The organism is Streptomyces sp. ISL-94 (assembly GCF_018614075.1).
Classification (GTDB): domain Bacteria; phylum Actinomycetota; class Actinomycetes; order Streptomycetales; family Streptomycetaceae; genus Streptomyces.
The window spans coordinates 756-8,373 of the sequence record NZ_JAGGOZ010000121.1 but is presented as its reverse complement, the minus strand read 5'-3'; the positions used below and the strand labels follow the sequence as shown (position 1 = coordinate 8,373).

The following is a 7,618-nucleotide window of genomic DNA, read 5'->3' as shown; positions in this document are numbered from 1 at the left end:
CCGTCCGGGGGGACCTCCGCGGAGGTGCCCTCAGGCACGGCACCTCGCCGTGTTGTCGGACCGCGCAAGTACGTCCAGTACGAGCCGCGGCCCTCCGCCTTGCGATGCACCGCACCGGACGCCGCGCCCCGGCAAACCTTTCCGGCCACAGCACTAGCCGCAGCCCGACGGGGCGTTGCGCCCGTGCGGCGCCGCTGCCGGGGGTCCGGGGCGGAGCCCCAGGAACGGGTCCGGGCGGAGCCCGGGTGGGGGTCCCTCCCGGACGGAGTCTGGGGGAGGAGGAAGGGCGGATAGGGGACCGGCCCCGCAGGGCCGACACCCGTACCCGCCCCCCGGCCCCGCGCCAAGCGGCGGCACCCGGTCACAGCACTAGCCGCGCGGGACGCGGACGACGCCCTCCTGGATGACGGTCACGGCCAGTCGGCCGTCCTGGGTCCAGATGCGGGCCTGGCCGAGGCCGCGGCCGGCGGACGCCGAGGGGGACTCCTGGTCGTACAGCAGCCACTCGTCCGCGCGGAACGGCCGGTGGAACCACATCGCGTGGTCCAGCGAGGCGCCGACGACGTCGCCCACCGCCCACCCGCCCCGCCCGTGCGCGAGCAGCACCGAGTCCAGCAGGGTCATGTCGGAGACGTAGGTGGCCAGGCAGGTGTGCAGCAGCGCGTCGTAGCTGTCCAGCTTGCCCGCCGTGCGGAACCACACCTGCGTACGCGGCTCCACCGGCTCGCCGATGCTGCCCCACGGCGGGACCGTGGCGTACCGCAGGTCCACCGCGCCGCGCGCGTCGATCAGCCGCTCCACCGTCCCGGGGTCGCGGAAGATGTCCCGGTACGCGGGCAGGGACTCGGCCGCGGTCGGCAGGGTCTCCGGGTCCGGGGCCGGGGGCATGGCGGCCTGGTGGTCGAGGCCGTCCTCGTACGTCTGGAACGACGCCGAGAGGTGGAAGATCGGCTGCCCGTGCTGGACGGCGACGACCCGGCGCGTGGTGAAGGAGCGCCCGTCGCGGATCCGGTCCACCGAGTACACGATGGGCACGCCCGGGTCGCCGGCGCGCAGGAAGTACGAGTGCAGCGAGTGCGCCGTGCGGTCGGCGGGCACGGTCCGGCCCGCGGCCACCAGCGCCTGGGCCGCGACCTGGCCGCCGAAGACGCGCGGCACCAGGGAAGGCCGGCTGGTGCCGCGGAAGATGTTCTCCTCGATCTGCTCGAGGTCGAGCAGATCGAGGAGCGTCGTCAGTGCCTCGTTCATGGGGGAAGGGTAGGTGCCCTGAATCCCTTACAGGCCCATGGACTTGGCGATGATGGACTTCATGACCTCGCTGGTGCCGCCGTAGATGCGGTTCACGCGGTTGTCGGCGTACAGGCGGGCGATCGGGTACTCGTTCATGTAGCCGTAGCCGCCGTGCAGCTGGAGGCACTTGTCGATCACGCGGTGCGCGACCTCGGTGTTGAACAGCTTCGCGGAGGCGGCCTCGGCGGCGGTCAGCTCACCGGCGTCCAGGGCCTCCAGGGCGCGGTCGGCGACGGCCTCGGCCGCGTCCACCTCGGCCTGGCAGGCGGCCAGCTCGAACTTGGTGTTCTGGAAGTGGGCGACCGGCTTGCCGAAGACGGTGCGCTCGGTCACGTACTGCTGGGCGAACCGGATGGCGGCCTTGGCCTGCGCGTACGCGCCGAAGGCGATGCCCCAGCGCTCGGAGGGCAGGTTGGCGCCGAGGTAGTAGAAGCCCTTGTTCTCCTCGCCGAGCAGGTCCTCGACCGGCACCTTCACGTCGACGAACGCCAGCTCGGCGGTGTCGGAGGTGCGCAGGCCGAGCTTGTCCAGCTTGCGGCCGATGGAGTAGCCCTCGGACTTGGTGTCCACGGCGAAGAGGGAGATGCCGAAGCGGCGGTCGTCCTCGCGCGGGGCGGAGGTGCGGGCACAGACGATCACGCGGTCGGCGTGGACGCCACCGGTGATGAAGGTCTTGGCGCCGTTGAGGACGTAGTGGGTGCCGTCCTCGGAGAGCTTGGCGGTGGTCTTCATGCCCGCGACGTCGGAGCCGGTGCCCGGCTCGGTCATCGCCAGGGCCCACATCTCCTCGCCGGTGACGAACTTCGGCAGGAAACGCTTCTTCTGCTCGTCGTCGGCCAGCATCTTGATGTAGGGGAGGGCAAGCAGCACGTGCACGCCGGAGCCGCCGAACTGGACGCCCGCGCGCGAGGTCTCCTCGTAGAGGACGGCCTCGAACTTGTGGGTGTCCAGGCCCGCGCCGCCGAACTCCTCGGGGACGTTGATGCCGAAGAGGCCCAGCTCGCCGAGCTTGTAGTAGAACTCGCGCGGCGCCTGGCCGGCGGCGAACCACTCGTCGTAGACGGGGACGACCTCGGCCTCGATGAAGGCCCGGAGGGTGTCCCGGAACGCCTCGTGGTCCTCGTTGAATACCGTACGGCGCACGAGCCGCCTCCTCGATCCCTGGTTCGGCCAGACTAAATGGCTAAGCGCTTGCTCATAGCTAAGTTACCCGGGAGTCACTCCGGCTGTCCAGGGCGGAGAACACGCCCGCGGAAACCTTTCTGCGGCGGGCCCGCCGACGGGCCCCCGGTGCCCTCTCCGTGGAGTGACCCGGCCAACGGCGACTGGCCGGATGCCCGCTTCTGCCGTGCCGGGCACTGGGCAGGGCCGAGGCGGTTACCGCTCGGGCGGCCGGCGCAGCGCGAACCACAGGTCCATCCGGGTGTCCGGGTCGTCCAGGTCGGCGCCCAGCAGATCGGCGGCGCGGGCGATGCGCTGGCGGACGGTGTTGCGGTGGACGCCGAGCGCGGCGGCGCTGCGGTCCCAGCTGCCGTGGTGGGCCAGCCAGGCGCGCAGGGTGTCCCGGAGCGTGGCGGAGAGCGGGCCGAGCAGGGCCTCGGCGTGGGCGCGGGCCTCGGCTTCGCCGACCAGGCCGGCGAAGCCGGGGTCCCGGTGCCGGGCCATCGGGGTGCGGGCCGCCTCGGCGCGCTCCAGGGCCCGCCCGGCCTGCGCGTCGGCGCCGGCCAGGGCTTCGGGCGCGGCCGGGGCGCTCACCCCCAACCGCCAGCCGGGCTGCGGGCCGGGCTCCCGGTCGGTGAGCAGCCGTACGACCGGCCCGCGCGGGTCCAGCAGTACGGTGCCCAGGGTGGCGGCGAGGGCCTGCGGGTCGTCGGCGCCCCGGGCGTGCACGGCGTACCAGGGCCCGGGGGCGAGGGCCCCGGCCGGGTCCCCGTCGAGCAGCAGCCGGGTGAGGGCGGCCGCCTCCGTCCCGGCCGGGCGGCTCGCGGTGAGCAGGGTGAGCAGCACGGCGGCGGCGGAGGCGATGGTGTGGTCGCCGGGAGCCCGGGCGGGGGTCGCCAGGGCGAGCACCTGGCCGCTGCCCACCGCGTACGCCGCGAGGTCCGTCCCGGCCAGGGTGTCGGTGGCGGTCGCCGCGGAGCCGGGCGCGACCCGCTCCGCGAGCGCCTCCAGCGCGGCCCGCACATCCCCCCCGGGTTCACCCCCGGCAGCGGCCCTGACGGTGCGCAGTCCGGCGGGGCCGGTGCGGGTGCCGGTGCGGTCGGTGCCCGTGCGGTCGGGGCCCGTGCGGTCGGGCCCCGTGCGGTCGGGCCCCGTGCGGTCGGGGCCCGTGCGGTCGGGGCCCGTGCGGTCGGGGCCCGCGCCGGCGGTGTCCCGGCCGGCCGGGCCAGTGCTCGCGGGGCGCTGGAGCGGTTCCGGGGTGAGCAGGCCGGCCCAGCCGCCCAGGCTCGCCGCCAGGCGGGAGAGTACGGCCGCGACCGGGTCCGGGCGGCCGGCCGCCGCGGCCAGTGACTGCTGCGCCTCGGTCACCCGGCGGAGTTCCCGGGTCCGGGCCTCCGCCATCAGCCGCCACACCGTCCGGGCCACCGCCGTGAAGGGGGTTCCGGGCGGCACCTCGACCAGGGGCAGCCCGTGGCGGTCGCAGGCGTCCACCAAGGCCCGCGGCACTGTCTCGTGCACCGGGGTCACCCCGAACCCGACCCCGGCCGCGCCGGCCCGCACCAGGCGGGCGACGTACTCCCCGGCCTCCGTCCCGGCGGCCCGCAACGGCCCCTGGCCGCCCTCACCCCTGTCCTGGCCCGCGCCGGCATCCGCGAGGTCGGCCCCCGCCGTCAGCAGCAGTTCGCCGCCCAGCAGGTACGGCGAAGGATCCGCCATCTCGGAGGCGTGCACCCCGTGCACCTCCGCCTCGGCGGGCCCCGCGAGGTGCCGCAGGCCCAGCTCCCGGTCGGCGAGCAGCGCGCCGAGGGCGACCGGCTGGGTCGGCGGGGCCTCCATGGATACTCCGTACACATCAGGGGGTGGTCTGTGGATAGAACGTACACTGCGCGGCCCGGAGGTGTCGCCTTACGCTCGAAGCACCGCACCAGCAGGAACCAGCAGGACCTCCAGAAGGGCACCCCCCATGAGCACGCAGCCGCGCGGCCCCGTCGACTCCTCCCGCATCCCGCGCTACGCGGGCCCGGCGACCTTCGCCCGCCTGCCGCGCCTCGACGAGGTCGGCTCCGCCGACGTCGCCGTCGTCGGAGTGCCCTTCGACTCCGGTGTCTCGTACCGCCCCGGCGCCCGCTTCGGCGGCAACGCCATCCGCGAGGCCTCCCGCCTGCTGCGCCCGTACAACCCGGCCCAGGACGCCTCCCCCTTCGCCCTCGCGCAGGTCGCGGACGCCGGTGACATCGCCGTCAACCCGTTCAACATCAACGAGGCCGTCGAGACGGTCGAGGCCGCCGCCGACGAGCTCCTCTCCTCCGGCTCCCGCCTGATGACCCTGGGTGGCGACCACACCATCGCCCTCCCCCTCCTCCGCTCCGTCGCGAAGAAGCACGGCCCGGTCGCGCTGCTCCACTTCGACGCGCACCTGGACACCTGGGACACGTACTTCGGCGCCGAGTACACGCACGGCACCCCGTTCCGCCGCGCCGTCGAGGAGGGCATCCTCGACACCGAGGCGCTGTCCCACGTCGGTACGCGCGGCCCGCTGTACGGCAAGCAGGACTTGGACGACGACGCCAAGATGGGCTTCGGCATCGTCACCTCGGCGGACGTCTACCGGCGCGGCGCCGACGAGGTCGCCGACCAGCTGCGCCAGCGCATCGGCGACCGTCCCCTGTACATCTCCATCGACATCGACGTGCTCGACCCGGCGCACGCGCCCGGCACCGGCACCCCGGAGGCGGGCGGCATGACCTCCCGCGAGCTGCTGGAGATCATCCGCGGCCTGTCCTCCTGCAACCTCGTTTCCGCCGACGTCGTCGAGGTGGCCCCGGCGTACGATCACGCCGAGATCACCTCGGTCGCGGCCTCGCACACCGCGTACGAGCTCACCACGATCATGAGCCGCCAGATCGCTGCCGCCAGGCAGGGTCGATAAGCACAGTGCGGCGGCGAAGGCGAACCCGAAGGGCGAGTAAGCGCACGTGACGCACGACCACGACCTGGTACTCCGTCCCACCGAGGCCCAGACGGCGGCCGCACTCGCGCCGCCGCCGGGGCGGACGGGCGGGGACCTGGTCGTGGAGGCGCTGCGCGGCCTCGGCGCGACCACCGTCTTCGGTCTGCCGGGGCAGCACGCGCTGGCCCTGTTCGACGCGGTCGGCCGCTCGGACCTGCACCTGGTCACCCTCCGGGTGGAGAACAACGCGGGCTTCGCGGCGGACGCGTACGGCCGGATCACGGGAGAGGCCGTCCCCCTCCTCCTCTCCACGGGCCCGGGGGCGCTCACCTCCCTGCCGGCCCTCGCCGAGGCGGCGGCGGCCTCCGCCCCGGTCGTGGCCATCTCCTCGCAGGTCCCCTCGGCGGGCCTGGGCGGTGGGCGCCGCGGCCACCTGCACGAGCTGCGCGACCAGTCCGCGTCCTTCCGGGACGTCGTGAAGTCGGTCCACATCGCGCGCACCCCCTCCCAGATCCCCTCCGTCGTCGCCGAGGCCTGGGAATCGGCCCTCACGGTCCCGCCCGGCCCGGTCTGGGTGGAGATCCCGGAGGACGTGCTGCGCGCGGAGACCCTCATCCCGCAGGTCACCGGCATGGACGCCACGCCGCACGAGCTGGCTCCGCGCCCCGAGCTCACGGCGGTGGCGGCCCACTGGCTCTCGTCCGCCTCCCGCCCGGTGATCATCGCGGGCGGCGGAGTCATCCGCTCGGACGCGGCGGGCAAGCTGAAGCAGCTCGCCGAGCGCCTGAACGCCCCGGTGGTCACCACCTTCGGCGGCAAGGGCGCCTTCCCGTGGGCCCACCCGCTCTCCCTCCAGTCCTGGCTGGAGGACCGCCACATGACCGACTTCCTGGAGGACGCGGACGTCCTCCTGGTCGTCGGCTCGGGCCTCGGGGAACTCAGCTCGAACTACCACACGTTCTTCCCCACGGGCCGGGTCGTCCAGATCGAGGCGGACCTCGGCAAGCTGGAGTCCAACCACCCGGCCCTGGGCATCCACGCGGACGCCCGCCTCGCCCTCCAGGCCCTTCTCGAAACGGTCTCCGAACGCGAGGACCCGCAGGCCCCCGAGCGGGTCCGCGCCCTGCTGGCCGAGATCGCGGCACGCCTCGCCTCCCAGGACCTGACCCTGGAGCAGGAGCTCCTGGCCTCGATCCGCGCGGCCCTGCCCGCCCGCTCCCCGTCGTTCTGGGACATGACGATCCTGTCCTACTGGGCTTGGTCGGCCTTCGACGCGAAGCACCCCAACACCATGCACTCGGCCCAGGGCGCGGGCGGCCTCGGCTACGCCTTCCCGGCTGCCCTCGGTGCGGCGGTCGCCGAGCCGGGCACCCCGGTCCTGGCGGTCTCCGGCGACGGCGGCGCGATGTACTCGATCGCGGAACTGGCCACGGCCAAGCAGCACGACCTCGACGTCACGTGGCTGATCGTGGACGACGGCGGCTACGGCATCCTGCGCGAGTACATGGCCGACTCCTTCGACGGCCGCACGACGGCAACGGAGCTGACCCGCCCCGACTTCGTGGCCCTGGCGGAATCCTTCGGCGTCCCGGCGGCCCTGATCTCCCGGGAGACCCTCCGCGCGGACCTCGCGAAGGCCCTCGCCACCCCCGGCCCATCGGTCCTGGTCATTCCGGCACAACTGCGCATGTTCGCCCCCACGCACGTTTGAGGGCCGGTCGGGGGCTCGCTAGGTGGCCTTGATCAGGTAGGCGGTGTGCGAGGGGAGCTGTGTCGTTCGAGGATGAGTGGGGCCGGCACAAGGAGACGGCCGCGACCGAGGACCGTTCCTACTCAGTGAGCAGGAGTGGGTCTTGGACCCATTCCTGGTCGCTGCGGGCATCCCGAACGGTTTTGGATGTCCTGGTCTCCCGCGTTCGCTCCGCGTCCGGCGACACGCATCGTGTGCGTGGTCCGGGGACGCGGGGGCGGGGTTCCTCACGTCCGAGGGTGCCCGGTTGGGCCTGGACGGTCCGATGCCCGCGACGATCACTCCGGTCGTCGTGGGGCGGTGCCGTCCGTCGCCGGATCGGGTGCCCTTGGGCGCGCCTGCCGATCGCGATGCTCGCCGCATCGTGACGGGTGGTGGTGCGAGTGGTGCTGGTAAGGGGCTTCTGCCAGTGCTGGGCGCCCCATATCGAGGTGTAGGCAGGGTCTACGGCGATGATCGTGATGCCG

General features: G+C 73.8%; 5 protein-coding genes and 1 pseudogene. 2 read left to right on the top strand and 4 right to left on the bottom strand.

Annotated features, from left to right (window positions below; translation table 11 throughout):
• Positions 1–369: 369 nt before the first annotated feature.
• From J7E94_RS31325 to J7E94_RS31315, 3 genes are all read right to left on the bottom strand, one after another.
• Positions 370–1,248, bottom strand: a complete 879-nt coding sequence (locus J7E94_RS31325; protein WP_215020205.1) for an acyl-CoA thioesterase II — start codon at positions 1,246–1,248, stop codon at positions 370–372.
• Positions 1,249–1,275: 27 nt separating this feature from the next.
• On the bottom strand, positions 1,276–2,433 hold the full coding sequence (locus J7E94_RS31320; protein WP_215020204.1) for an acyl-CoA dehydrogenase family protein: 1,158 nt from the start codon (positions 2,431–2,433) through the stop codon (positions 1,276–1,278).
• A 234-nt stretch (positions 2,434–2,667) separates the two neighbouring features.
• On the bottom strand, positions 2,668–4,287 hold the full coding sequence (locus J7E94_RS31315) for a PucR family transcriptional regulator (RefSeq protein WP_215020203.1): 1,620 nt from the start codon (positions 4,285–4,287) through the stop codon (positions 2,668–2,670).
• Positions 4,288–4,414: 127 nt separating this feature from the next.
• Between J7E94_RS31315 and speB the strand changes: the two genes are divergently transcribed.
• Both speB and J7E94_RS31305 read left to right on the top strand, forming a co-directional pair.
• Entirely contained in the window at positions 4,415–5,380 is a 966-nt protein-coding gene (gene speB / locus J7E94_RS31310; RefSeq protein ID WP_215020202.1) for an agmatinase, read from the top strand.
• Positions 5,381–5,426: 46 nt separating this feature from the next.
• On the top strand, positions 5,427–7,112 hold the full coding sequence (locus tag J7E94_RS31305) for a thiamine pyrophosphate-binding protein (RefSeq protein ID WP_215020201.1): 1,686 nt from the start codon (positions 5,427–5,429) through the stop codon (positions 7,110–7,112).
• 118 nt (positions 7,113–7,230) lie between these two features.
• On the opposite strand, the pseudogene J7E94_RS35135 reads toward J7E94_RS31305, so the two are convergent.
• Positions 7,231–7,618, bottom strand: a pseudogene (locus J7E94_RS35135) (IS200/IS605 family accessory protein TnpB-related protein); the annotation flags it as partial.